The organism is Pseudomonas sp. HC1(2025) (genome assembly GCF_058742075.1).
In genome coordinates this window covers 3,256,096-3,283,023 of record NZ_CP196017.1, presented here as the reverse complement: position 1 = coordinate 3,283,023, position 26,928 = coordinate 3,256,096, and the positions used below count along the sequence as shown (strand labels likewise).

The 26,928-nt window shown below is 61.1% G+C and carries 18 protein-coding genes; 6 read left to right on the top strand and 12 right to left on the bottom strand.

The genetic code is table 11. The annotated features are described in order from the left end of the window. Positions 1-28: 28 nt before the first annotated feature. The 3 genes from ACSSVH_RS14680 to ACSSVH_RS14670 are packed head-to-tail and all read right to left on the bottom strand — an operon-like array spanning position 29 to position 4,447. Entirely contained in the window at positions 29-1,129 is a 1,101-nt protein-coding gene (locus ACSSVH_RS14680; protein ID WP_169952926.1) for an acyl-CoA dehydrogenase family protein, read from the bottom strand. Positions 1,130-1,147: 18 nt separating this feature from the next. Next, positions 1,148-2,413 (bottom strand): MFS transporter, encoded by a 1,266-nt coding sequence (locus tag ACSSVH_RS14675; RefSeq protein ID WP_492633377.1) that lies wholly within the window; start codon positions 2,411-2,413, stop codon positions 1,148-1,150. Positions 2,414-2,422: 9 nt separating this feature from the next. Beyond that, on the bottom strand, positions 2,423-4,447 hold the full coding sequence (locus ACSSVH_RS14670; RefSeq protein WP_172311667.1) for a TonB-dependent receptor: 2,025 nt from the start codon (positions 4,445-4,447) through the stop codon (positions 2,423-2,425). Between the two features lie 162 nt (positions 4,448-4,609). On the opposite strand from ACSSVH_RS14670, the gene ACSSVH_RS14665 reads away from it, so the two are divergent. After that, positions 4,610-5,545, top strand: a complete 936-nt coding sequence (locus ACSSVH_RS14665) for a helix-turn-helix transcriptional regulator (protein WP_169952932.1) — start codon at positions 4,610-4,612, stop codon at positions 5,543-5,545. 106 nt (positions 5,546-5,651) lie between these two features. On the opposite strand, the gene ACSSVH_RS14660 is transcribed toward ACSSVH_RS14665, so the two are convergent. From ACSSVH_RS14660 to ACSSVH_RS14650, 3 genes are all read right to left on the bottom strand, one after another. Continuing rightward, positions 5,652-6,995 (bottom strand): MFS transporter, encoded by a 1,344-nt coding sequence (locus ACSSVH_RS14660; RefSeq protein ID WP_492633376.1) that lies wholly within the window; start codon positions 6,993-6,995, stop codon positions 5,652-5,654. 336 nt (positions 6,996-7,331) lie between these two features. Next, the gene (locus tag ACSSVH_RS14655; protein WP_172311663.1) at positions 7,332-8,723 is read right to left on the bottom strand and encodes an FAD-dependent oxidoreductase; all 1,392 of its coding nucleotides are present in this window, start codon (positions 8,721-8,723) and stop codon (positions 7,332-7,334) included. A gap of 41 nt (positions 8,724-8,764) precedes the next feature. After that, positions 8,765-9,115, bottom strand: a complete 351-nt coding sequence (locus tag ACSSVH_RS14650) for a RidA family protein (RefSeq protein WP_170041213.1) — start codon at positions 9,113-9,115, stop codon at positions 8,765-8,767. A 133-nt stretch (positions 9,116-9,248) separates the two neighbouring features. Between ACSSVH_RS14650 and ACSSVH_RS14645 the strand changes: the two genes are divergently transcribed. From ACSSVH_RS14645 to ACSSVH_RS14630, 4 genes are all read left to right on the top strand, one after another. Then, on the top strand, positions 9,249-10,130 hold the full coding sequence (locus ACSSVH_RS14645; protein ID WP_170041214.1) for a LysR substrate-binding domain-containing protein: 882 nt from the start codon (positions 9,249-9,251) through the stop codon (positions 10,128-10,130). 162 nt (positions 10,131-10,292) lie between these two features. After that, the gene (locus tag ACSSVH_RS14640; protein WP_170057175.1) at positions 10,293-12,011 is read left to right on the top strand and encodes a hydrogenase maturation protein; all 1,719 of its coding nucleotides are present in this window, start codon (positions 10,293-10,295) and stop codon (positions 12,009-12,011) included. A gap of 149 nt (positions 12,012-12,160) precedes the next feature. Beyond that, complete coding sequence (locus ACSSVH_RS14635) at positions 12,161-14,530, top strand: DUF3772 domain-containing protein (RefSeq protein ID WP_407073415.1); 2,370 nt, start codon at positions 12,161-12,163, stop codon at positions 14,528-14,530. Between the two features lie 92 nt (positions 14,531-14,622). After that, complete coding sequence (locus ACSSVH_RS14630) at positions 14,623-15,591, top strand: DUF2931 family protein (protein WP_492633375.1); 969 nt, start codon at positions 14,623-14,625, stop codon at positions 15,589-15,591. Positions 15,592-15,635: 44 nt separating this feature from the next. Here ACSSVH_RS14630 and ACSSVH_RS14625 read toward each other — a convergent pair whose 3' ends face one another. From ACSSVH_RS14625 to ACSSVH_RS14605, 5 genes are all read right to left on the bottom strand, one after another. Next, complete coding sequence (locus ACSSVH_RS14625) at positions 15,636-16,862, bottom strand: MFS transporter (protein WP_492633374.1); 1,227 nt, start codon at positions 16,860-16,862, stop codon at positions 15,636-15,638. Positions 16,863-17,092: 230 nt separating this feature from the next. Next, positions 17,093-18,016, bottom strand: a complete 924-nt coding sequence (locus tag ACSSVH_RS14620; RefSeq protein ID WP_432754261.1) for a LysR family transcriptional regulator — start codon at positions 18,014-18,016, stop codon at positions 17,093-17,095. A 42-nt stretch (positions 18,017-18,058) separates the two neighbouring features. Further along, complete coding sequence (yghX, locus tag ACSSVH_RS14615) at positions 18,059-18,946, bottom strand: YghX family hydrolase (RefSeq protein WP_170041219.1); 888 nt, start codon at positions 18,944-18,946, stop codon at positions 18,059-18,061. Between the two features lie 46 nt (positions 18,947-18,992). Beyond that, positions 18,993-19,487, bottom strand: a complete 495-nt coding sequence (locus ACSSVH_RS14610; protein WP_172311651.1) for a PaaI family thioesterase — start codon at positions 19,485-19,487, stop codon at positions 18,993-18,995. Between the two features lie 52 nt (positions 19,488-19,539). Further along, a complete protein-coding gene (locus ACSSVH_RS14605; protein ID WP_432754260.1) occupies positions 19,540-20,430 on the bottom strand; it encodes a DMT family transporter in 891 nt (296 codons plus the stop codon). Between the two features lie 91 nt (positions 20,431-20,521). Here ACSSVH_RS14605 and ACSSVH_RS14600 point away from each other — a divergent pair, with 91 nt between their 5' ends. Continuing rightward, positions 20,522-21,844: an aminotransferase-like domain-containing protein gene (locus ACSSVH_RS14600; protein ID WP_169952959.1), complete on the top strand. Its 1,323-nt coding sequence runs from the start codon at positions 20,522-20,524 to the stop codon at positions 21,842-21,844. Positions 21,845-21,863: 19 nt separating this feature from the next. On the opposite strand, the gene ACSSVH_RS14595 is transcribed toward ACSSVH_RS14600, so the two are convergent. Further along, positions 21,864-26,858 (bottom strand): glycosyltransferase, encoded by a 4,995-nt coding sequence (locus ACSSVH_RS14595; RefSeq protein WP_492633373.1) that lies wholly within the window; start codon positions 26,856-26,858, stop codon positions 21,864-21,866. Between the last annotated feature and the right edge of the window lie 70 nt (positions 26,859-26,928).

The following is a 26,928-nucleotide window of genomic DNA, read 5'->3' as shown; positions in this document are numbered from 1 at the left end:
GTCTACCGCTGTCCTGGCGGGCATTGCGCTACGGCCTGTTCGCCAGGGCATGCCGGGTATAGCCGATGAAATTGAAGTCAGGCCTTAACGCGATGTGCGACGTCAGCGTTTGCACGTCGCGCCAGCTTTTCTGCACCAGATTGCTGCTGAAGTGGGCTTGGGCGCCGCTCAGGCGGAAGATGCGGTTGACGGCGTCCAGAAGCAGTTGTGCAGCGAAGCTCGCATCACGGGCGCAACGTCCGATTTGCAGTGGTGATAACTCACCCTGGTCAATCGCCTGGCAACTGTTGTGCAGCAACAGGCCGCAGGTCTCCAGTGCAGCTTCCGCGCTGGCATAGGCCATGGCCACTTCACCCACTGCCTCGCTGGGGAGGCTGTCACGCCATTGCTCAAGGCACTGCCAGCCGGCCCCCAGGCCACAGGCCAAAAACAGCTGGGCATCGGCGGCAATCGGTGAGGCCCGGTACTGCGGGCCCTGGGCGTGGCGGGAACCACCTTTCATCAAGTCGGTTCTGGCGAAGGTCATATGCGTCGGTACAACCACTGCGTCCAGGATGATCGAGTGACTGCCTGTGCCCCGCATGCCCAGGGTTTGCCAATTGTCGAGGACTTGCCAGGTGCCGGCGGGAATGGCGGCGAAGCGTTGCTCCCCGTCATCGACCTCAATGCACAGCAAAGCCCAATCAGCGAAATCAACGCCCGAGAGGTAGTGCCATGTTCCCGTCAAGCGCCAGCCCTGGGCGACGGCCTCGACCTTGCCGGTGGAGCGGAACGAGGCACAAATGCGTACGTCCTGGCTGTCTCCCCAGATTTGCTGTTGTGCAGCCACTGGAAGGTAGGCTGCCATGCGCCCCACGACCGCCTGGATGATGGCGCACCAGGCAGCAGAAGGGCATGCCTTGGCCACAGCCACGATGCGCTGTGACAGTTCGACGAAGGTGCCGGGGTGCCCGCCCTGTTCCCTTGGCACGAAGTAGCGGGAAAAACCGGCGCAGGTCAGCGCCTCCACCACTTCGGCGGCCAGCACACCTTGCTGGTCGGCGTTCAACGCGTGGCGGGCGGCAACTTCACGGACGCGCTCAAGGGGTATCAGTTGAGCGAGGGTGCTCGGCGCTTTCAGCTCTTGCATCGGGTCATCTCCTTGAAATTATTCAACCGACTGTGTGGGTGAGGGTGTTTGGCTGGCGGGTTTGCGCGGGGCGCGCAGGCTCCAGCCGAGCAGGTAGGCCAGCATCAGGCCAAGGGCGGCCAGCAGGCAGCCGAACAGGCCGCTGTAACCGGTGTGGTCCAGCAACACGCCGGCGAGAATCGGCAGCAGCGTGCGACCTGCTACGAACAGACTCGACTGGATGCCGTAGTCCAGCGCCGACAGCCCGGGCCGTACGTGGTACATCATCAAACCGAACACCAGGCCGCCGCTGGCGCCCATCATCAGGGCCACCAGCAACGCCGCGACGGCCATTGCGTCAGGCCCCCAGCAAAGCAGCGTGCTGGCGGCCAGCGTGCCCAGCGTCAGCAGGTTGCCGGCCGCAAACAAGGGCAACGCAACGCGCACTCCCCACTTTCGCGATACATAGCTCCCGGCCAGGCTGGAGAAAGCGGCGACCACCCCGCCACCCACGCCGACAATCTGTGCAATGCGTTCAGGGCTGAAACCCTGGTCGAGCATCAACGGCTTGAGGAACACCCAGACGGTGCCGATCAACGGGAAATACAAGATCAGCAATACGGTCCAGGTGCGGTGCCCGGGTTGTGTAAACCACGCCAGCCATTGCCCCATGCTGGGCCTGGATATAAAGGCGTCGCGCTCTTCGGGAACAGGGCAGGCAAGGGTGGTCGGTGTTCGCAGCAGCGGGAGCAGCAGCACTGCCGAAAGCACCCCGAGAGACAAAACGTACAAGGGCGCGGCCCAACCTGTACGGCTGTGCATGATCAGCATCAGGCCACCGCCGACGATTGCCGCCAGCGAGGTGGCTGTTGAACGAATCGCACCGGCCTGCATGCGCTGGGTTTGCGGCAGCATCCGGATGGCCAGCGCGTTGATGGGCAAATCGACCCAGGTACCGAAGAGGCTGACCGCCATGGCTAGCACGAACAACAGGGCAAATGGTGTCTCAGCCAAATCATGGAGGCCCAGCAACAGCAGGGTGGCGATGTAACCCACGCCCAGCAGCATTCCCCAATTGCGATAATTGTTCCGGCCTACCTGCCAGCGGTCGATGGGTGTCGCCAGCAGGAACTTGCCCAGCGCCGGCAACCCCGTCATCTGCATCAGGCCAATTTGTGTAGCGCTCCAGCCGTGTTCGCGCATCACCAACGGCAGGCCGATGAACAGATAAATCAACGGTGCCGTCAGGGCGAGGTTGATCCAGCCGATCAGCAGCTGTCGTGGCCACCAGAAAGTTGTGTTCATCACCACGCCTCACATGCGCCAGGTCAGTCGCGCGCCGACTTCACGTGGCGGGCTGTAGATGGTGTAGTAGCCGGCGTTGTAACCTTCGGCGTCGTACTTCTTATTGAGCGTGTTGTTGGCATAAGCCGCCACTTCCCACTGGCCGAAGGGATAGCCCACCACCAGATTCAGCAGGCCGTAGCCATTGCGTTCGTAACGGTTGCCGGCATCCAGGTAGATCTTGCTGGTGCCCACCACGCTGCCTTGGGCATACCATCTCTGTGGCGCGGTGTAGCGCAGGTCTACATGGCCATTCAGTCGGGGGGCAAAGGTGTTGTAGTTGCCCGCGTAGTTGGTCGCACCGTCCTGAAAACTGTCGTAAGTGGTGTGGTTGAAGGCCACGCCTGTGGTCACTTGCCAGCCGGCACCGAGCAGATAGTCCAGGTCCAGCTCTACGCCCTTGGACGTCGCCTTGGCGGCGCTGGCGGTGTAGATCACGCCCACCGCCGGCTGCATTTGCACTTGCATGTTGTCGATTTTCATCACGTAGGCCGCGAGGGAGTAACGCAGCTGTTTGTCCAGCGCCCAGCCTTTGAGGCCGGTCTCGTAGGACCAGATATCTTCCGGCGAATAAGAGGGGTAGTTGAGCCTGGAAACAAAGATGTTATAGCCGCCGGCGCGTACCCCTCGGCTGGCACTGATGTACCACTGGTTGGAGGCATTGATCTGGTACTGCAGGCTCAGCTTCGGCGAGACATAGGTCCAGTCCTGGCTGCTGTGTCCACCACCGGTGGGGGTGATGCCTGCCGACATGCGCTCGATGCGCGCGCCCGCCGAAACGCTCCAGTCATCGTTGAGCGGCACATTCCAGTGGGTGAACAGGGCCACCGAATCTGTCTTCAAGCGGCCGCCATAATCAGAGAAGACGGGGCTGCGCAGGGCAAAGTTGCGCAAGTCGTTGTTACCGTGATCACCGTATAGGCCTACTAACCAGTCGGCCCGCCCCAGTTGCCCCTCCACCCGGAACTCCTGCGACAGGGTGCGCATATGGTTGTCGCGCCCGATGTACAGGCGTTCTACCGGCATGAAGTCGGAGTCTTGCAGGACCTTGTCCTGGTAGTCGTTGTAGGCAGTGATGGAGCGCAGGCGCAGGCCCGTATCGAACAGGTGCGAGGCATTGATCGAGAAGGTCTGGCCCAGGGAGCGGTTCCAGCTGGGCGTGGTGGATGCAACGCGGTCGCTGGGCTGGCCGGCATTGCCCCAGAGCGCCGCACCATCGTTGTAATCCTGACGGGTGTAACGGGTGACCACTTCATCGGCGTCGGTTGGGGTCCAGCGCAGTCCCAGGTTCAGGTATTTGTGGTGGGTATGGTCCTCATCCCCGCCCGTATAGGTGTTATGAATGAACCCGGACTGCCGTGCGATCGAGCCGGAAACGCTGCCATACAAGGTGTTGGCAACCAGCGGGCCACTCAAGGCGAAGCGCACGTCCCGCTTGTCCCGGCTGCCCAGCTCGGTCGTTACCGTGGCCCGTGGGGTATCTTCCATCTGCTGGCTGTGGATGGCGACCACGCCGGTCTCTGCATTGCGCCCGTACAAGGTGGACTGCGGTCCACGCAGTACTTCGACACGATCCACATCCAGGAGGCTGTTCTCGAAGCCCTGTGCCATCAATGTGGGAACGTCATCGACCAGGAGCAGTACCGAGGAAGAATAGGAGTGGATACCGGCCGTCACGCCGCGCATCACCGGTGCTTTCATACCGGCCTGGCCAAAGGGCTGGAAGGACAACCCGCCAATGCGACCCTCCAGTTGCTCCATAGTCGTGATGCCCGATTGCTCAAGATCCTGGCCATCAATCACCGCGACACTGGCGGGTACCATTTCCAGCGGCCGCTCAATCTTGTCGGCCGTCACCACCACGGAGGGGAGGGCGATGCTGGTTGCATTTTCGGCAGAGTCCGACGCGGTTTGTGCATAAACAGCTGCCGGGCAGGCAAGGGCAGACAACGCAATGAAAACGGTGCGCAGCACCGAGTCAGGGGCATAATTCATGTGGTAGCCAGGCCCGAAATAGGCGCTAATTAAGGTCGGGCCACTATAGGATGCCAATGCGAATAAATCTTGTTACACTTTTTTGGAGGTCCGGATTATCTGTTTGGCATTTCGGAGATCTCCCCCCGTCATTGGGTAAGCGCAACACAAGGAATGATGAAAATGAGCTATCGGTTTTCTTCCACGGACAGGGCCGCACCTTCTCGCCTGGGGCAATCGCCTTGGCGTCGCTCCCAGTTACCGGAAAGCCTGGGAACCTGCTTCAGTGACTCGCTGACATTCGAGGATGGCCTGGCAGTGACCTACTCCAGTTTCAATCCAAACTTTGACCTGGTGGAAGTTGGGTCGTTTGAAGGGGAGCGTGCCCTGACGGTGGCGATTGCGTTGTCCGGACAATCGAGCAGTACCGGTATGGACGGGCAGCGTTACGACTTCATAGGCGGCCACAGTACCGTCGCCACCTACGGCAGTTTGCGGGGAGAGCGGTGTTATCCGGCCAAACAGGCTATCCGCCAGTTGCGTCTGGTGGCCAAGGCGCCACTGCTGCAGCGGTACGGCTTGGAATACTTGCTGTTGGACAATGCCAAGGACCTGTCGGCCAACCATTTATTTTGCGGCAAGCACGGTGCGGCCACCCAGAGGCTGGCCGATTCATTGGTCCATCTGCACGACCAGGCTGGAGGGCTGCTCGATATCCACATTGCCGCACTCGGGTTGCTGTCGGAGCAGATCCGCCCGCTTGCCCCCGCGCCAACGCCTGTAGAGGACAAGATCCGCGCAAAAGACCAGGATTTGATGCTGAGCGCACGGGATATCCTGATGAGCCAATTCGATCGGCAATTAACCGTCGGGTATCTGTGCGCTACGTTGAGCACCAATGAATTCAAGCTTAAACAGGGCTTTCGCAAGGTGTTTGGCACCAGCCCTTACCGCATGCTCACGGATATCCGCATGGCAAAGGCCAGGGAGCTGCTGGAGTCGGGCATGTATGTGTCTACGGTGGCGTACAAGGTCGGGTTTCAACACCTTTCGAGCTTCAGCGCTGCGTTTGAAAAGTATTACGGGCGCACCCCCAAATCATTGCGCCAGGCAAAATGACCGGCCCTGCGGCCCCAAGTGCCTCATAGGTCTGGCCTGACGCATGGCCGGAGCAGGCCAAGGCGACCGTCTCCATGCCTGCGCTTGGGCCTTGCAGGGTTGGCGATCAAGAGGCAGTGCTGACCCTGGCCGGCGGCGTCGGGGTTGAGACCAATTGCGGGTTTTCCAAGGTCTTTGGCCGGCTGTTCCAAAATGGCACCAGCATCAGGCTGGCCAGCAGGGCCGTGGCGGTGAACACCAGGAATACGGTGATGGTGTCGAAGTAACCCGGCAGCAAGCCGCCCAAAACCGCACCGACCGAACCACAGCCATTGACGAAGCCGGCAGCCGAAGCCGCGCCGTGCTTGCTGCCGAAGTCAATCGCCGCCGAGCCACAGATCATCGAGTCCGGCCCGTAGAGTGTCAGGCCCATCATAAATAGCAGGCCGACCACCATGTACAGGCTGCCGCTTTGCATCGCGGGAACAAACAGCGCCAGGCAGATAGTCAGCAGAACCAGGCTAAGGACACAGGCGGGCACACGACGCGCACCGAAGTATTTATCCGATGCAATACCGATGAGGATGGGGCCGACTAAACCCGCAAGCTCAAAAGAGGTAGGCACGATGGCAGAGGCTACCTTGCCGATCTCGGGCATGCGCTCGTAGATAATCACCGGGCCCCACAGCAGGATCGCGTAACGGGCGGGCTTGAGCATGAAGTAGGCAAGGCCGAGCACCAATACCGTACGATTCTTCATCACGATCCGTAAACCGGCCCACATGCTTTCCCGTGGTACTACGACGTTACTGACCGGTTCGAGCTCGACTTCTACAGCCGGCAGGCCTACGTCTTCCGGACAGTTGCGTTGCAGGAAAAAGAACAGCATGGTCGCCACCAGCACCACGATCGCGCTGCTGATGAACGCTACGCGCCAGTCGTGATAGACCTGGTAAGCCCACCAGCCGGCAAATGGGGTAGCCACCAAGCCGCCAAAGGCGTAGGAGGTGCTCCAGTAGCCAAGTACGCGGCCGCGTTCTCCCGTACTGAAGAAGCTGCTGACGTTCTTGCACAAGCCTGACCACCCGGTCGATTGCGCAAGACCCTGAATGATCATGCAAGACGCGAAGATCGGCAGGGTGGCGTAGGTCCCCATCAGGAGCGCTGCCCCCGCCGAAATGGCCAGGCCGCTCAAAACTACGATCCTGGGGCCGAAACGGTCCGAGAAGTTTCCCCAGAGAAACTGACCTATGGCGTAGGCGGCCAGATAGAGGGCGTCGAGGTTGGCCATCATGGTCTTTTCGAGCATAAAGCCTGGGTCTTCGCCAATACCAAGCTTGGCGACGGAGAACGCCTTGCGGGTGAAGTAGAAGGCGGCATAAGCCACCCAAGTGATCAGGAAAACCTGCACGCGCCAACGCTGGAGGGAGTGCCAACTGCTTGCAAGGACCGACGGATTATTTTTGTTCATGGTGTTCTGATCCCGTAAAAGGTGCCAGACAGCGCAAAAGAGGGTTTTTTTGTTTTTGTTTTTGCGGTACGAGCCCGTCCAGGCCCACGGCATCGATCAGATGGCCGTGAGAATGGAGTCAGGCTGTCAGTGGTAAAGGGCGCCTTGTCGCCAGCAGGCAGGGCCTGCTGAAGGCTCGGGGGGGCAGTAGAGGTGCATATCCAAACGCAGTGTGGGTCATGATCTTCTCCAGCAATATTATTGTTGTGAGGAGTGATGCATGGAGCCGATAAAGCCATCGCTGAAACGGTGGCTAAGATCGTTGTGGTGCCTGTTATGCGGGCTGACTAAGGTGGGTCAACCCTTGTCGGCCTTGCCGGCGGCGGCAGCGAATTTGGCCAGATGCACATCGAATCGACGAGGGTGCCGGTTGTGGTCTTCGGCATGCTCTTTACGCCGAATGGCGTTGCGCACCATCAGGGAGCCGAGGTAGCGGATCGGTTCGGGAGGGAAGTGGCCTAGCGGGCCTTGCAGCAGTGGCGAGCGCGTCCACGGGTTGTCCAGGCCCAGCACCAGTGACGAGAGGATTTGCCCGCCCATATGGCAAGGGCCAACGCCGCTGCCGGAATAGCCGAAGCCATAGAAGACATTGCCTCTTGAGCCCATGCGGCCGAAGAACGGCAGCCCCGTGACTGATCTGTCGGAGGGGCCATTCCAGGTGGCGGCAATACCGACGTCGGCGAAGTCCGGAAAAAAATCCTTGAGTGTGTTGCGCAACAGTCCTGCATAGGGCGACGGTTGGTCGAACACCGGCAGGATACGTCCGCCATACGCGAAGGTGTTGCCACCTTTGCCGAGCATGATCCGACCGTCCGGGGTGTTGTGGTAATAGTGGACGAATATCCGCGAGTCCAGAACCGTGACCCCGTTGGTCAGGCCGATTTTTTCCAGCAGGTCAGGCCGTGGCTCGGTGATGATCATGTCGCTGGAAACGATCGCCACAGAACGCGCGAATTGTGGAAAAGCCCGGGCCATCCAGGCGTTCATCGCCAACACGACCCGGTCGCACGTTACGCTCCCGTTGGGGGTATGGATGATCGCTGGTGCGCCTTCTTCCAGGCGGGTCATTGGCGAGCTTTCATAAATACGCACGCCCAGGTCCAGGGCCACTCGGCGCAGCCCGCGGACCAGCTTGCCCGGCTGTACGCTGGCCGCCGCTGGCGAGAACCAGCCCTCAAGGTGGCGGGTCGAGCCAGCCAGGCGTTGTGCATCGGGCAACGCACATTTGGAAAACGAGTTGATACCGTTGCGTTCCAGCGCGGCGATCACCCCGTCGGTGGAGCCGATCTGCGCACGGTTGGTCGCCGTGTAGAGCGTACCGTCGAGACGGTACTCGGCATCGACCGCGTACTTGTCGCAAAAGCGGCCGATGGCGTAGATGCTTTGCTCCGACTCCTGGACCAGGCGTATTGCCTCCTGGGTGCCGAACAAGCGCTCCAGGGTGAAGTACTTGGCCGACCAGGACAGTGCGCATCCGCCATTGCGCCCACTGGCACCGGCGCCGCAGATGTCGGCCTCGACAATCACCACGTCAAGCTCGGGGTTCTGTTCCTTGAGCATGATGGCAGTCCACAACCCGGTATAGCCTGCGCCAACGATGCAGACGTCGGCGCGCGTGTTCTGGCGCAGGGGCGGGCAAGGCGCAGCGGGTTGATGTTTTAAGGCCTGGTCCAGCCAGTAGGGGCGCATAGGGTCGTCTCCGTTGGATCGTTACGAGGCAGGTTTATGAATCAGTCGCACGCAGCGACTACGATCATTTCCACGCGCCAGCCGGGGTCGATCAATTGCGCCAGGGTGCAGGCACGGGTGGGTGCGTGGCCGGCAGGAAAAAACTCATCCCAGATCCTGTTCAGCCCTGCATAGTCCTCGCGATCGGCGAGCAGAATGCGCACCGAAAGGACCCGCTCGCGGCTACTGCCGGCACTGAGCAGAAGTTGTTCGATACCCAGGAGCACTTCAAGGGTCTGCGCTTGGATATCTCCTGCGAGGTCTTCGGCAACCTGCCCGCCGATGTACAGGTGATGGTTGTAGCGGACCATGTCCGAACGGCGTTTTGACACAGCGAAACGTTCAACTTCCATAGCGCATTCCTTGTAAGCGGCTGGGCATAACGGCTTGGGCATCTTGTGAAAAACATGCTTGCAGTTTATTTTCCATAAATGAAATCGATTTAGCGTATGCATGAATAAGCTGAAACTATAGATAGGTGCTGCAATGACGATCTCCCATACACAGCTCAAGGCCTTCCATGCGGTCGCGATGAACGGCAGCTTCACCCGGGCGGCCAACCAGCTGTGCCTGTCCCAACCTGCGGTGTCAGACCAGGTTCGCAAGCTCGAGGACTACTACGGGGTGATGGTGTTCTACCGCGACAAGCGCCTGGTGCGTCTTACGGAGGTGGGCGAGCGGCTGTTCGGCCTGACTCAGCGCCTGTTCGATATCAGTATCGATGCCCACGACATGCTGACGGACTACCGGACCTTGTCGACGGGCACGCTGAACCTGGCCGTGGATGCGCCGGTGCATGTCTTGCCCTATGTCTCTCGCTTCTGCAGCCGATACCCAGGCGTGGATGTGAAGATTGAGACCGCCAATACCGATGAAGTCCTGCAGCGATTGTTCGGCCATCAGGCAGACATCGCCTTGCTGGGGCGCAGCATCGACGACGATCGCCTGCTGACGCTGCATCTGCGCAGCGATCCCATGCTTGTGTTCGTGGCGCATGACCACCCCTGGGCCCAGCGTGAATCGGTTTGCCTGGCCGATCTGGACAACACTCCCATGGTTTTACGCGAGCAGGGCTCGGTCACGCGGCTGTCCCTCGAGGAAGAGATGGCGGCGGCGGGCTTGCGCATTCGCAAGGCGATCGAAGTGGAGGGGCGTGAAGCCGCGCGCGAGGCGGTAGCCATTGGCATGGGCGTCGGTGTCGTTTCTGCGGCCGAATTGGGCTCGGACTCCAGGCTTCGCGGGTTGCCGATCATCGATTGTCAGCGCCAGTTCACCGAGACATTGGTGTGCCTGCGCGCGCAGAGCTCCCGGCGTATCCTGACGACCTTTCTGGACCTGGTTCGAGAAGGGCTGGACGGGCACGATTGATGCCCTGCGTGGCAACCCCCGCAGCCGATCAACCACTGGCTGACACAAGATTGATCTCGGTCATCTACCCTTCCTGACACTCCCTCTACCCTTGGGTTTCCATAAAAGGCCAAGGATGGCTCAAGGAGCCTGCGGCCATGCATTCTCAAGGAAGAGTCAGTCATGCAGTCATTGAAGATTATGTTGTTGTCGTCGGCGTTCAACGGCTTGACCCAACGGGCCTGGCTGGATTTGCGCCAGTTGGGCCATGTGCCCAGTGTGGTGCTGTTCACCGATGAAGCCACGGTCTGCCGGCAGATCGAGGAATCGGCGGCGGACCTGGTGATCTGCCCGTTTCTCAAGGACCGGGTGCCGCAGCAGCTCTGGAGCAATCCGGATCGCCCGGTGGTAATCATTCACCCGGGGATTGTTGGCGACCGTGGCGCCAGCGCACTGGACTGGGCCATCACCCAGCAGGTCAAGCGCTGGGGCGTCACGGCCTTGCAGGCGGTGGAGGAAATGGACGCCGGCCCGATCTGGTCGACCTGTGAATTCGACATGCCCGCCGATGTGCGTAAATCCGAGCTGTACAACGGCGCGGTGAGTGACGCGGCGATCTATTGCATCCGCGATGTAGTAGAAAAATTCGCCCGCGGTTTCGTGCCGGTGCCCCTCGACTACACGCAACCTGACGTCATCGGGCGTTTGCAGCCGAACATGAAGCAAGCTGACCGCACCTTCAGTTGGTACGACTGCGCCCGGTTCATCAAACGCACCATCGACGCCGCCGACGGCCAGCCCGGTGTGTTGGCGAGCCTCGCCGGCGGCCAGTATTACCTGTATGACGCGCATCTGGATTCGCGCCGGGGTACGGCGGGGGAAATCCTCGCGGTACAGGATGACGCGGTATTGGTCGCGGCCGGTGATCACAGCCTGTGGATCGGCTCGCTCAAGCGCAAGGCCCAGCCCGGCGAGGAAACCTTCAAGTTGCCGGCCCGTCACGTGCTGGCTGGGCAACTGGCGGGTGTACCGGTGCTGGACGGCTCGATTGCCCACCAAGGGTTCGATGAGATGGCGTATCAACCGATTCGTTATCAAGAGTCCGGTCACGTTGGCGAATTGACCTTTGAGTTCTACAACGGTGCCATGAGCACCGAACAGTGCCAGCGCCTCGTCGCGGCACTGCGCTGGGCCAAGGCGCGGGACACCCAGGTGCTGCTGGTCCGGGGCGGGCGTGGGAGTTTTTCCAATGGTGTGCACCTCAACGTGATTCAGGCCGCCGAGGTGCCGGGGCTGGAGGCCTGGGCCAATATCCAGGCGATCGACGATGTCTGCCAGGAACTGCTGACAGCCCGGCAACTGGTGGTCAGTGGCCTGACAGGCAGCGCCGGAGCCGGCGGTGTGATGCTGGCGCTGGCGGCCGATGTCGTATTCGCCCGGGCGGGGGTGGTGCTCAATCCGCATTACAAGACCATGGGCCTGTATGGCTCCGAATACTGGACCTACAGCCTGCCGCGCGCGGTCGGCAGTGAAATCGCCCACAGGCTCATCGAGCAATGCCTGCCGATCAGCGCCTTCCAGGGCCGCCAGTGGGGGATGATCCAGGATATCGGCCCACGCTGCCCACGGGCATTTGGCTCATGGTTGCTGCAACAGGCCAGCGACGCGTTGACCGATGAAAAGTACGCCTTGCATCGCGCGCGTAAAGCCCAGATGGACCTGGAGCAGATTGCACACCTGCGCGAAAACGAGCTGGCACAGATGCGCTTGGACATGGTGGAAAACCGCCAACAGTTCGCCGAGAAGTGCCACAACTTCGTGTTCAAGCGCAAGACCTGCCAGACCCCGCAGCGCTTGATGGCGCCGTGGGCATTGGTGCCCAAGGCCACGCTGGTTGACTGAGAGGAACACCCCGCATCTACTCTTTTGCCGCCAGGGCGGAATTTCCTTTCGGCCCTGGCGGTCCATAATGCCAATGGAAAAAAGACAGAAAGGGTGAATTGTTGATGCGGCGAATTTATAGGGGCGTCATCTGCCAGGCCTTGTTGGCCATGGTTTTGGCTATCAGCCCGGCGGGATGGGCAGAGGCGGGCGCCACACCGGCGCCAGTCGAGGTCGTCGACAGTTTGCCGCTGTTGCCCGAAGACGCCGACCTCAAGCAGCTCAGCCAGCAGCTTGAGCTGATTCGCCAGAGCGTGCCGGTCAGTACCAGTGACGAAAAGCTGGCGGAGTTTCGGCAGGGTGCGCTGCAGGTGCAACAGCTGGCCGCGGCCTTGCTCACGGTGCGCGCCACCGAGATGGAGCGCCTTGACGATCAACTCAAGGTATTGGGCGCGGCCCAGCCCGGCGAAGCGCAGAGCCTCACCGAGCAACGGGATGCCCTGACCCGCAAGAAGAACAGCCTGCTTGAGGATGAGCAGCAGGCCAAGCAACTGAGCCAGACGAGCCGCGACCTCGCCGCGCAGATCGTCAACCTGCGGCGCAATCTGTTCAACTCCCAAGTCACTTCACGTACCGACTCGCCCTTCAGCCCCACCTTCTGGTCGACCCTGATCCGCCCCACCAGCGAGGACTTGCAACGCCTGGACAACCTCAAGGCCGAAGGTATCGTCGCCCTCAAGAGTGCCGTCAGCCCCGAGAACCGCTGGGCGTTCTTCAGCACGCTGCTGGCGGCGGTGCTGATCTGGAGTTTCGGCCGGCGACTGCTCGAGCATCTGCTCACCTGGGCAATGATCCGCTGGCTGCCGGAGGGGCGCCTGCGGCGTAGTACGTTGGCGGTGGCGGTGGGGTTGTCGTCGATCCTGACGATCATGGGGGCGGTCTCGCTGATGCGCTGGGGGCTGGAGAGCAACGCGGTGTTGAGCGAAAACCTGGCCCGGCTTTCCGATCACCTGGTCACCCTGGCCACGTTCTGTGCGTTTATTGCGGGCCTTGGCCGCGCCTTGCTGATGCTGCCGCGACCGTCCTGGCGGTTACCGGCCATTGCCGATGAAATCGCCAGTGCCCTGGGGCCTTTCCCGGCGATTCTGGCGGTGGCGCTGATGCTGGTGGCCACCGAGGAGCGCATCAACAACGTCACTGGCGCCAGCCTGGCGCTGACCGTGGCGCTCAATGGCCTGACGGCCCTGACCACCGCGTTGATCTTTATCGCCGCGATGCTGCGCGTGCGCCATGTGCGCAAAAAACTCGAGCTGCCGCGCCCGGGTGGGCTCGCCGGTATGCTGCCCTTTGTGGCGTCAATCTGGGTGGCGGTGATTGTCCTCGCGTTGTTCACCGGGTATCTGTCCCTGGCCTACTTCCTTACCGTCAAGCTGCTGTGGGTCAGCGTCGTGGCGGCGTCGGCCTACCTGCTGATCGCCTTTTTCGGCGACGTCTGCGAAACCCTGCTTTCGCCCAAGCAGCCCAGCGGCCTGGCACTGGCCAATGCCCTGGGGCTGTCGCCACGGCACCAGGCCCAGGCCTGTACGGTGCTGGCGGGCGTTGGCCGTACATTGCTGCTGCTCACCGCCGTGATGGCGGCTTTCCTTCCGGCAGGCTCCAGCCCCAGCGAATTGCTCCAGGGCTTCAGCCAACTGGGCGAGTCCAGCAAGACCCTGGGCAACCTGCACATCATTCCCCAGGACATCCTCATTGCGCTGCTGATGTTTGTCATCGGACTATTCGCCGTGCGCACCTTGAAGCGCTGGCTGAGCGAGCGGCTGCTGCCGGAAACCAACATGGACGCCGGCATGCGCGCCTCCCTGGTGACCCTGGTGGGCTACCTGGGCTTTGTGCTGCTGACTCTGTTGGTGATGTCGATCCTGCGGATCAACCTGACCAGCCTGACCTGGGTGGTCAGTGCCTTGTCGGTGGGCATCGGCTTCGGCTTGCAGGCGATTGTGCAGAACTTCATCTCCGGGCTGATCCTGCTCACGGAGCGGCCGGTGAAGGTTGGCGATTGGGTCAGCCTGGGGGGCGTGGAGGGCGATATTCGGCGGATCAACGTCAGGGCCACCGAGATCCAGATGTCCGACCGCTCGACGGTGATCGTGCCGAACTCGCAATTCATCTCGCAAAACGTGCGCAACGTCACCATGGGCAACGCCCTGGGCGTGGTGGGCATTACCCTCACGTTGCCGCTGGATACCGATGTATTGAAGGTTCGCGAACTGCTGATGCAGTCGTTTACCGAGCACGAGGCGATTCTCGATACGCCGGCACCCTCGGTCACGTTCAAGGACCTGGCCAGGGACGGCCTGATCATTGGGGTCAGCGGCTACGTCAACAGCCCGCGCTCGGTGTCCGGTACCCGCAGTGACTTGCTGTTCATCCTGCTTGCCCGCCTTCAGGAAATGGGCATTACGTTGTCTTCGCCCCAGAGCTTGGTATTGGTTCCGGGAGAGGGAAGCGCAGTGGCGGGCGATGTTCCTGTAAAGCCATGACGAGGTAGCGCTGCGTGACAATAAAAACCCCGATAACTGTGATTGCTGCGCTGTTGTTCTGTTTTTCGATGGCCGCGTGCAAGAGTAAAGACATGCCTGAAACCTACAGCTGGACGGGAACGGTATCTGCACCACAGGAATACCCGATGGAGGTTTACCGTGGCGCCATAATCGCTGAGGGTTTTACCTACGGTTTTGATGCGATCTGGGGCACGCAGAACACCGGCTGGGGCAGCCAGGGCGGAACGATGACCACCGCGATCGAAAAAAAGGGCGTGCCCTATCAGCTGGAATTTACCTGGTACTCGCTGGTGGAGCGCACGTTCTATAGCGGTCACTGGGCCTTGGACAAAGACGCGATCAAGCGCCTCTTAGATGAGGGTTTTATCGATCAGGACACCCATAAAAAAGACACCTACAGCACCTTTGTCGTGGGCTTGGCGCCACAGGGCCGGGTGGTGCTGTGGCTGAGCGGAGCGGGGCATCAGAAGGAAGTCGGGGCCTTTCAGGCGCATGCTACAACCATTACCAAGCAAAGCGCCTACAGCAATGCCCAGTACATGTTTAAAGACGGCTATGCAGAGCGCATGCTCAATGATCCTTCCTATAAGACCTTCAGCCCGCAAATCCGGCAAAAAATACTGACGCAAGGCTATCCTGCGCCAGAAATCTATGGCGTCTACCGGGAGAAATATAGCTGGAGACCGGTGGTTGTCCTGGAGAAGGGCGAGTGGCTCGATTTTGGCTTCAGTGCCTACAACGGCGAGCAGGAAAATTTATTCGCAAAGGATCTACAGGATAACCACTACGCCAAAAGGGCCATCCCAAAGTTCTGTGGCCTCTATTGGCGCAATGGAAACGGCCGGTATGGCGTGTGGATTGGCGCCTTCGATGAAGAAGAAATCTTTGAGGCTTTCCAGAAACTGGGCAAGCAAAAAGATATCGACCTGGTGGTGAAGGTTGACGCGCAAAACACCAGGGTTTCCCTGGCATTGAGGTCGGGCGCGCAGGAGTTGCCCATCGGCAAAGCCAAAGTCAGGCTATCTCGCAGGATCGAGTAGGCTCCCCCTGCCGATGGGAGAGCCCCACTGCAATGCTCAGCCAGCTAGCAGGGCTGGGCCGCAAGGCTGTTGCTGACATTGCGTCCCAGCACCAACACCGTCACAAAACCCAAGCCCACCAGCACTGTGGCGAGGCTCAGCAGCACCGAGCTGCCCAGTTGGTCGACGATCCGCCCGCCAAAGAACGAGCCCAGGGCAATGATCACCTGGAACAACGCAACGAACAGCGGCATGCCGCGTTCGACATCCTTGGGCGCCACGACAAACATCCAGATACTGGCGCAGGCCGGAAAGGCACCGAAGGCGAAGCCCCAAAGCGCGATCAGCATGGCTGCGCCGCTCATGCCGGTGGCGAAATGGGGGAACAGCGCAGTGCTGGTGCCGATCATCAGCGCCACCAGCAACAGGGTGTGGCGTACGCTGCGGTTGGCAGCAAAACCGGCAAAGATATTGCCCATCACCCCGGCCACGCCAAACAACAGCAGCAACGAGCCAATCGTTGGTCCATCGAAGCCGGCACTGTGCTTGAAGAAGGGCGCGACGTAGGTGTACGCGGCAAAGTGCGCCAGGCCGATCAGCAACACCGCGATTAACCCGACCCGCGCTTGGGGGTTGATAAACAAGGCGGGCAGGTCGCTGACGCGAATGGCCTTCTCCGGATTGAGTCGTGGCAGCAGGAAAATCTGCGCCAGGAGTACCGGTACGCCCATCAGTGCGGTGATCAGGAACGTCATGCGCCAGCCCATCAGGCCGCTCAGCCAGGTGCCTACCGGCACGCCCAGCACGGTGGCGAGGGTTACGCCGACCATGATGATCGAAGTGGCCTGGGCAACGCCCACACCCCTGGGCGCCAGGCGGCCGCTGAGGGCGATGGCGGTGGCCCAGAAACCACCGATGCTGATGCCCAGCAGCACACGACCGAACAGCAGCAGGCCAAAATCACTGGCCAACGCCACCACCGAGTTGGCAATGATCATGATCAGCGTCAGGCCGATCAGCAGATAGCGACGGTCCATGGTGCCAATGCTGACCGACAGCAAGGGCGCGGCGAGGGCGGCCATGATGCCGGGCAGGGTCACCATCAAACCGGCGTGGCCGGCACTGATGCCCAGGTCACTGGCGACATCATTGAGCACGCCCACCGGCAGAAACTCACTGGTCACCAGGGCAAAGGCCCCCACGGCAACCGAGAGAATCGCCAGCCACTGCTGTTTGACGCTCTGTTGATTATGTTCGGGAAGGCTATGAGGGGCCTGGCTAGCGCTTGGCATGGGGCGAAGATCCGGGGGGAATGCAGCCTGAAGCCAGGCCGGGGAAGAATGTGGAGGCGATTATAGGAATCAGCGTTGCCAATTAAACAGGCCGCTCGGTTTGATAGTCATCATCACTGCAATCAATGCGACCCACGGTTTTGACATGTCCAGCCCCCGATTCGACTCGCCAGCGCCAGCGATCACCCGTCTCTGCGGTGCTAATGCCGTGGCACGCTCACGGGCAGCGACTAATCGGTGGTCGAAGGCACAGCAGTGGCGCTGAAGTCGAGCAGGGCGATAAAGCTGTCCAGCAACGGTGATGGGTTGTCGGTGTTCCAGCTCAGGTACAGGCCGATGGCTGGGTTGGGGAAAGCGCTTACCGGGGCGATGCGACGAAACACGACCTTGTCGCGCAGGATCGAGTTGGCAATCGACTCCGGCACCAGGGCAACGCCGAAGCCACAGGCGACCAGGCCGATCAGCGTATGGAGTTGCGCGGCTTCCTGTACCACCCGAGGGTAAAAGCCGGCGGCCTCGCACAGAGCGATAAGCTGGCTGTGATAGCCGCTACCCAGGGCTTGAGGGGTGAACACAAAGTCTTCGCCGGCGAAGTCCCGCAAGTCGATCTGGCCGTCGCCGGCCCTGGGGTGATCGGCCGGCAGGGCCATCACGATCTGCTCATCCAGCAACAGGCGCGACGCAATGTTTGGTGCGGCCATCGGCAATTTGCGTATGAAGGCAATATCCGCTTCCCCCGACGCAATGGCCTGGGCCTGGCTGGCGGAAGGCATCTGCTTGATGATCAATTGCACCTTTGGGAACGTCTCGCGGAACCGGCGCAGGCTATCGAGCAGTGGCTCGTAGTAGGTGATCGACACGGCAGTCACCGTGAGTTTACCGGCGATACCCTGCGCCACCTGGCGCGCGTGTTCGATGCCCAGCGCCAACGCCTTGAGGGTGCCATAGGCGGCGTCGAGGAATGCGCCACCGGCTGGGGTCAGTTTTACCCCGCGCTTGCTGCGGGTAAACAGACTGAACCCCAGCTTGCCCTCCAGGCGATTGATGGCCTGGCTCAGAGGGGGCTGGGCCATGTGCAGGCGCATGGCGGCCCTGTGAAAGTGCAGTTCTTCAGCCACAGCGATGAACTGGCGTAGCAGGCGGGTTTCGATCATGTCTGCTGCTTCTTGATTTGAATTGATCAGGGGGCGGTGTGATTACACGAGGTACTTACGGAACCAGCCCAAGGTGCGTTCCCAGGCCAGGTTCGCCGCGGCCTCGTCGTAGCGTGGGGTCGAGTCGTTATGGAAGCCGTGGTTGGCGCCCTTGTAGATGTAGGCTTCATAGGTCGTGCCTGCGGCTTTCAAGGCGGTTTCATAAGGCGGCCAGCCTTCGTTGATCCGTGTGTCCAGTTCGCCAAAGTGCAACATGATCGGCGCCTTGATCTTCGGCACGTCCCTGGTGTCAGGTTGGCGCCCATAGAACGATACGGCCGCGCCCAGTTCCGGGTAGGCCACAGCCGCGGCGTTGGTCACGCCACCGCCGTAGCAGAAGCCCGTGATGCCGACTTTGCCGGTGCTGGCGTCGTGATGCATCAGCCATTCGATAGCGGCGAAGAAGTCATTCATCAGCTTGGCCGGGTCGACGGTCTGTTGCAGCGCCACGCCTTTTTCATCATTGCCGGGGTAGCCGCCCACCGAACTCAGGCCATCGGGCGCCAGGGCGATAAACCCGGCTTTGCCCAGGCGCCGGGCAACGTCTTCGATATAGGGGTTGAGCCCACGGTTTTCGTGGACCACCACCACCGCCGGCAGCTTGCCTGTGGCCTTCGCCGGGCGGACCAGGTAGCCGCGCACCGAGCCGTTGCCCTTGGGCGAGGGGTAGGTGATGTAGTCGGCAACGATGTCCGGGTCGGTGAATTTCACCTGCTCGGCCAGGGCGTAGTTGGGGCTCAGGGAAGCCAGCAGTGCCGAGGCGGTCAGGCCGCCAAAGGTGAACAGGGCCGCGCGGTCGAGAAACTCGCGGCGGTTGATCTTGCCGTGGGCGTAGCCGTCGTAGAGTTCCAGCAGCTCAGGGGCGAAGTCTTTAGCGGTCAGGCGCGTCATCGTCAGGTTCCTTTTTTCGGCACGTGGCGTTGAATGTAGACCATTCTCAGGCCTGGCGGCCATGGGCCGTATCGGCCAGGCGCCCGGTATCGACACGCACGAAGATCGAGTCGCCAATCGCCGTCAGCACGCCATCGGCGTACACCTCGCAGATCACGCGGCTCTTGCGCCCGACGTCACCCTCGACCTTCGCGCGCAAGGTCAGCGGCACGCCCATGGGGGTGGGCTTGATGAATTTGATGCCGAGGTTGCCGGTCACGCAGTCGATACGCGGCAACTCGCCAGGTGTGCGCTGTTCGGCACGGTAGTGATAGGCCATGGCGGTCCAGTTGGAGTGGCAGTCGACCAACATGGCGATCAGGCCGCCGTAGACCAGGTCGGGCCAGCCGCAGTATTGGGCGTCGGGCAGGTGCTCGGCGACGATATGCACGCCGTCCGCATCCCAGCGGCTCTTGATATGCAGCCCGTGGGCGTTGCTGGGGCCACAGCCGTAGCAGACGCCGTCCGGCGCCGTGGTGTCTTGCAGGGAAGGGGTGTGCATCGTGCATCCTTATTGTTCTTGGGCCAATCCATGAGCCTAAAGGCCCACGCCCCTATCGCGCAAACTTCTTAGCCAAGGCCACGCAGGCAATCACCGCCACGGTCACGGCGAGCATGCCCAGGCTCACCGGTTCATGCAGCAGGCTGGCCGCCAGCGCCAGGCCGAAGAACGGCTGCAGCAACTGCAACTGCCCGACCGCCGCGATGCCGCCCTGGGCCAGCCCGCGATACCAGAACACAAAGCCGATCAACATGCTGAACAGCGCCACGTAAGCCAGGCTTAGCCACGCCGGCAGGCTGATGCCGGTGAAGGAGGCGGGGGCCAGGAGCAAGGTCAGGGGCGCGACCACCGGCAGCGAAACCACCAGCGCCCAGCAGATCACCTGCCAGCCGCCGAGGGTGCGTGCCAGCTTGGCCCCTTCGGCATATCCCAGCCCGCACACCAGCACCGCCAATAGCATCAGCAGGTCGCCGGCGGGGGCGGCGTTCAGGCCCTGGGCCAGGGCATAGCCCACCACCAGCAGGCTGCCCAGGATCGAAAACAGCCAGAACACCGGGCGCGGTCGCTCGCCGCCGCGCAGCACACCGAACACCGCGGTGGCCAGGGGCAGCAGGCCGATAAACACGATGGAGTGGGCCGAGGTCACATACTGCAAGGCCAGGGCGGTGAGCAACGGGAAGCCAATCACCACCCCCAGGGCGACAATCAGCAACGGCCCCCACTGGTTGCGCGCGGGGCGACGTTCCCGCAACAGCCACAACAGGCACAGGCCCAGCACGGCGGCAATGCTCGCCCTGGCCACGGTCAGGAACACCGGTTCGAATTCCAGCACCGCCAAGCGGGTGGCGGGCAGCGAGCCGCTGAAAATCAGCACGCCGATCAAGCCATTGATCCAGCCGCTGCGGCTATGTTCGGGGGGGATGGTCCGGGACGTTTGTTCCATGCAGGGGGCGCTCGACAGGGGAGGGTTGCGTTTCGGGCATCCTAGGGCTGAAGATTGCGACAATCAAAAAATTGTCATGGATACATCGCCCATGCCCCGTGCCCGCTACAAGTCCCTGGTGGATGCTTTTGCCAGGGATATCCGTGCTGGAACCCTGGTGCCCGGCACCCGCCTGCCGACCCACCGCCAATTGGCGACCACCCATGGCCTGGCCCTGGTCACGGCCAGCCGGGTGTACAGCGAACTGGAGGCCATGGGCCTGGTCAGCGGCGAGACCGGGCGTGGCACTTTTGTGCGGGAAATTGCCCTGGCGCCCGGCCAAGGCAGTGGGCAAATGGCGGTGGCGGCGGGCATGCTCGATCTGAATTTCAACTACCCGTCCTTGCCCGGCCAGGCCGACCTGCTGCGCACGGCCTTGCGCCAATTGGCGTTGTCTGGCGACCTGGAAGCGCTGCTGCGTTACCAGCCCCATGCCGGGCGCGTCCATGAGCGGGCGGTGATGGCGCGGCATCTGCTGCACCGTGGCCTGAGTGTCGCGGCCGAGCAGGTGCTGGTGGTCAGCGGGGCCCAGCATGGCCTGGCGGTGAGCATGATGGCGTTGCTCAAGCCCGGCGATGTGGTGGCGGTGGATGCCTTGACCTATTCCGGTTTCAAGGTGCTGGCCGAGACCTTGCACTTGGAGCTCGTTGCGATCCCGGTCACGCCGCGCGGGCCGGACCTGGCAGTGTTGCAACAGCTGTGTCGCCGACGCCCGGTGCGCGCGCTGTACTGCATGCCGACCTTGCACAACCCCCTGGGCTGGGTGCTGGGGCTCGACCAGCGCGAGGCGCTGGTGCGCATCGCCCGCGAACACGAGCTGATCCTGATCGAAGACGCCGCCTATGCCTTCCTCGTCGAGCACGCGCCACCGCCCTTGGCGCACCTGGCGCCGGAGCGCACGGTGTACGTGGGCGGGCTGTCCAAGAGTGTCGCCACCGGCCTGCGGGTGGGGTTCGTCGTGGCGCCACTGGCGTGGGTTGCGGCGCTGGAAAGGACGGTCATGGCCACGGTGTGGAATGCGCCGGGGGTAATGACGGCCATCGCCACCGGCTGGATCGAGGACGGCACGGTACTCCAACTGGAGGTACAAAAACGCCAGGACGCCCAGGCCCGGCAGGCGCTGGCGGCTGAGGTGCTGGCGGGGGTGGAGTACATCAGCCATCCCTCGTCGTATTTTTTATGGCTGCCGTTGGGGGAGGATGCCCGGGCGGATCAGGTCACCATGGCGTTGGCGCAGGAGGGTGTTTCGGTGTCCACTGCCGAGCCGTTTGCGGTGTCAGGGCATGTGCCCCATGCAATCAGGCTGGCGTTGGGCTCGGTGGACAAGAGCGCGTTGCGCGCGGCGTTGCTCAAGGTACGGCGGGTGGTTGAGTAACCACCCGCCGCACGCGGTCTCAGCCGTCGATCCAGGAGTGTTCGGCGCCTACTTTGACCTTGAACTGATGGAACAGCGGGTAGTAGTGCTCCTTCATTTGCTTGATCCGCAGGCCCAACAGCTCGGAAGGGACAATGCCCTTGCTCGTGTAAAACTGGCGCAGGCGCGCTTCAATGTTGACCACCGGCCCGGATGAGACGACTTTGTTATCGACAACTTTTGATTCTTTGGCAATGCCATCGAAACCCAGGTCATACATGTCCGGTCTTTTCGATTTAAGTACGTCGTTAAACAAATTGGGGCCCACCGTCTGAAAGATTTTGCGCTCATAGGCGTTGAACTCAGGGGTGTATTGCACCTGCCCATTTGACCCTCGGGTAACGGTGGGGCGATTGGCTGCGAAGTAGGGCTTGTTGGCGGAAAACCGCTGGTTCATTTCGGCGATCATATCGGTAATGACAGGGTTGCCAGGCTGCGTTGCAAAGTTACTGGTGTTGTAGAACGGGTGGTAGTCAGTGAGGCTATGAGCCACAGGTTTATTCAGGAGGACGTCATTGGCGCCCGCTTTTAGTAGCGTATTGCCGATGTCAGCTTGAATGACATCATCGGTATCGAGATAAATGCCACCGTATTTATTCATGATGGGATAGCGTGCAACATCCGACGCGGCGGCCAGGTTTTTCCCCTGGCCTTGGCGAAAGTAGTTATACAGTTCGCCGTTTTTCAGCTGTTTGAAAACCTCGTCTTCATTGAGGTTCATCACCGTCAGGCTAGGGGCCTTGCTTTGCAGTTTGCTTTTTATCTGTTGAAAAACCGCTGGGTTATCGGCATCCACATGCAGCACAGATTTATACCCCCATGCTTTGCTCGCATTGTTGGCCATGTTGTCGACCAGGTTGGCGGGGATGTCCTGGCCAGCCCAGAAATAATGCAGTTCTCTGGGTAAAGGCTGCACATCTTTGGGGACATTTATCGTGATCGGCGCGGGGGCCTCAACAAAATGGTAGTTGTGTGCGTCGATCCGCTTGGCTTTTTTAAGCTCATCGATGGTTCCCCGCTGCCATTTGCCTTTGCCGGTTCTCCAGTAGTAGAGATGGTTTGGCCGTTCGGCGCCGCTCAATAGGCGGGTGGCTTTCCATGTACCGATGGAGCTATTGAAGCTGACACTCTGGTCTTCGCCCATGTAGTTGATGGCATAGGGCGACGCTGGGTTGCCCGTTGCCTTGATATCGTCCATTGGCACTACATACGTACTGTCGCCAAGTTTCCAGGGTGTTGGCGCGCTGCCGGCCCCTCCCAGCAACTGGTTGGCCCTGGATGTGGGGGCCCACCCAGCCATGCCCAGATCCTGCACGGGGATATCCGCGCCCGCGCCGCCGGGGTGGACGATGACCCGCTGTCCCTCTTTCAAACGCGACTCATAAAACGCACCATCGACCCTGACGTATTCCTTATGGCTCTGGCCCGTGTAGACATTGCCTTGCAGCCCTTTAGTCCTGAGCTCATCCGCCGCGATATGTTTGATTTCGTAACCCAATAGGTCGGTATTGAGCGATTTCACCTCACCATTGGCGGCCACCCGGCTGGGTTTGAAATCATTCAGTGGGGGGCCAAAGGCTCTTTTCTTGAGCACGTCGTATTGATGCCAGTTGCCCTGGAACAGTACGACGTTCCCCTCGACTGTCTCTTGCCCAACCCGGAACGTACCGGTTGCTGCCAGACCGTGCTGCTGGCTGGCGGTCTTTGCCACCTCGGCGCCGATGGCCGGCAAGCTGTTGGGGTCGTTTAACCTGGGTGTATCAACGACGAAATGGTCCAGTGATTTGCCGTACGCCTGTTGCGTGCGAGGGTCAAAGGCATACCACTTTTGGCTCGCCTCATCGAACTTGGCCAGGGCCTTGTTTTCAAGTGCGCCGCTGGCTGCTTTGTAGGTGCCTTCGGCAATGTCAGGTTTTTTTGCCAGTTCCAGCAGGTTCACACTGCGGTAGCTGCCGCGCAAGGATTTGACGCCCTTGTGGGCGGTACGCCCCAGGCTTACGACAGAGCGCGCCAAGTCATCGATACCCCCTACTGGATTGAGCGCACCAACCGCCGCGCGCCCAATGATCTGCCCGGTACGCCCCAGTTTCGACAGGGCCGATGCCCCGGTGGCAAGGGCTTTTGCACCTTTGGCTGCCGGCCCCAGGCCGATTGCAAAACCGAAGATATCAAACGCCAGATCGACAATGCCGCTGCCGATGTTGCCCTCGATAAAGTTCTTGATGGCCGACCTGAAGGGAATGAGATTGAGCGCAATCTCTTCAAGGATCTTATAGGTCGGTACTTCCGTATCAAAGGTGGTGGCGCCCTTGGCATAGCGTTCTACAGCAGGCAGTTCCATGTCCTTGATCAAGGCATCAGCAATGTAGCGGGTCCTGGCACTGCTGAAGCTATTGGGGGCGTCTTCTACACCTGGGGTTTCCTGGGTTATGCCCGCTGCGTACTGACCCGAGGGTGTTATTGCATCGAATCTTTTACCGCCAGAGGAATGCATGAAACTGCTCTGGGGAGCGTACTCCTTGTAACTCTGGTCTGGCCGCCGGGTCACCGTGCCCTTCAAGCGGTCAATGGCATAGGTCATGACGCTACCGTTGCGTTCGGTCTTGACCAGGACAACACCCGGTTCAACCTGAATGGGCTGATCGTCCCGTGTGTAGCGCATCTCCTTGCTGATGGTTATTTTTCCGAACTCCAGGTTCTGCCTGTCGGTGAGCGGCAGTTTGGAAATCAGTAGCTTGATCTGGGTAGCCGTGGTTTTTTTGACGTCGTTGGCGTAGTCGGCAAATGTCCTTTTGAACACTTCCAAGGGGCGCGCCAGGTTTTTGAGCTTGGGCATGACCTCGTTGAGGTTGATCGCAGTCGATGAGCAAACCCACGCCGCAGGTTTGCCATCAGGCTCAATGTTGATGGTGCCATACGTCTGGTCCCTTACAAAGGCACGGCCGGTCTCTCCCCAGTTGTCCGCCGAGTCGGGTGCCCCGTTGAGCCCGCGACCATCGATATACAGGTCCAGGATCGAGTAGGGGCCGGGGAAAAACCTGCTGGCGGGCTGCGAGGTAATGCATTTTTTGTCGAAGAGTGCCGGGTCCATCTCCGGCAGCGCATGCTTGAGCTGTTCCAGGGCAATGGCTTTGGTGGTGGGCATGGGCGGCAGTTGGGTTTCGGAGGCCTCCTTGAGTTCGCGCACTTGCGCGCTGAATGCCTCGCGCACGGCAGTTATTGCGGCGGGCGTCACGGGGTAACCCATGCCGCTGGCTGCCCCCCAGTCTTTGATCGCCTCGCTCTGGGCCCTGTATTCCACCTGCCGTTCTTCTTCCGTGATGGGCGCTGTACCCGCGTCGAGCATGATCTGCGCATAGCTCATCGTCGCCGTTGCCCCGGGGGCTTTTGCTTCAATGCGCGCGGTTGCCGTGGCCAGGCTGACCCAACTGTGGGTTCCCACCACTACCTGCTCCGGAATGTCCTTGACCAGGAACGCCGGCGCCCGGCTGGCCAGTAGCAGATGGGCTTGAAGCGTGGCTTGCGCGGGCGAGGCTGCACGCCCCTGGGCCAGCAGGTGCGCGGCCAATTCCTCGCAGACCGTGGTCGCCGACTTACCGACGTTGCCGGGCGAAACCAGCCGGTAGCCCGCGATCTCGCCGGGGACTTGGCCGGTGGGTGCGCTGGTGCTCTCCACGTTCAAGGCCGCCAGCAGCCAATCAGCGGCACTGCCTTTGACGGCGCGAGCCGCGAAGGTGGCTTGGATGGCACTGCCCAGTGCCTGGCCTCGGGCAGAATTGATCAAGGTATCAATCAACAGGCGTGGATTACTCTGCTCTTGAGGCGAGACTTGCCTGCCTTGCAGCAGATAATCCAGCACACGGTGAAAGGGCCGCAGGGTCAGATCGCCGAACTGGCCTGCGCGTATATCCGACTGCAATTGTTCCTGGCTGTCCTGGTCAAGCGATACGGGCCAGGCCAGCGCGCCACCCAGGTTGCCATTGCTCGCAGCCTTGGGGGGTGGCGTGGCGAGGGCGCTGGCAAGGTTGACCAGTTGTGCGTGATCTGTCGGGATATCCCAGCCATGGTCTTGGATAAATTGCAGTAGGCTGACCCTATTGGGTTGGCCGCTGGTGCTGGGTTGGTAAGTGCTGTCGGCCGGCAGGTCGATCATCGTTTTGGTCAGCGCATTCTGGATTTGCCCCACATATTCGCTGCCGGATTCGACGCCAGACGCCAGGTGACGAAGCTCGGCGATGGCTTGATGGCGGCTGACAATGTCCCCCAAGTGCGCTTTTTGCACGTACAGAGCGCTGTCGCTGCGCGCCTTGATCAAATCGGCGCTGGTGGTGGGATCGAGCTTGGTAAAGCCTTGCTGTTGATCGATTTGTTCAGCACGCAGGCGCATCGACGGGCCCGTCAGGTCCAGCCGCTCATTGTAAAAGTGCCCGACCAGCCAATAGGGAACCGGGTCATGGATATCGCTTGCGGGGGGCGAGAACGTCGTGTCAGTGTGGCCCGCCGCAATGACTTTGCCGGCCTGCAGGATGGGCCCACTGATGGCTGCCCAGCGTGCGTCGTCGAGCCCGACTGTGTGGCGCTTCTGTTCGGGGTCAAGGTAGTGCTGGCGCTTGAAAGAGAGCGTTCCTGACTCCGGGTGGAGGGTGATCGAGCGGGTGTTGATGCCTTTTTCTTCAAGCCACTGACGGACGTCGGGCGACTTGAAGGCATTTTGCAGTTGTGCCCACCACTGGCCGAATGTGGAGTCGGGAGCAATCGTGTTGATCGTCACATTCTTTTGGCGATTGGCGACCTCCAGTAATGCCGAGCTATACGCCGTCGCCAATGCGCGGTCACCCACGGTGCGAGGATGTTCTGCTGATTCAGATGGGGTGGGAGTTTCACGCTTGTGCCGCGAGGGCAACGGCGTGACAGGCAGATTGAGTAGCTGGCGTGGGGGGCGCTGCGCAGGGCTGGGCTGGGAAATACTGCTCATATGGATTGCTGCCTCAAAGTTCGGGAATGGGCCTGGGTGTCAACCGCTACCGGGCGTTAGCCTTGTGTAG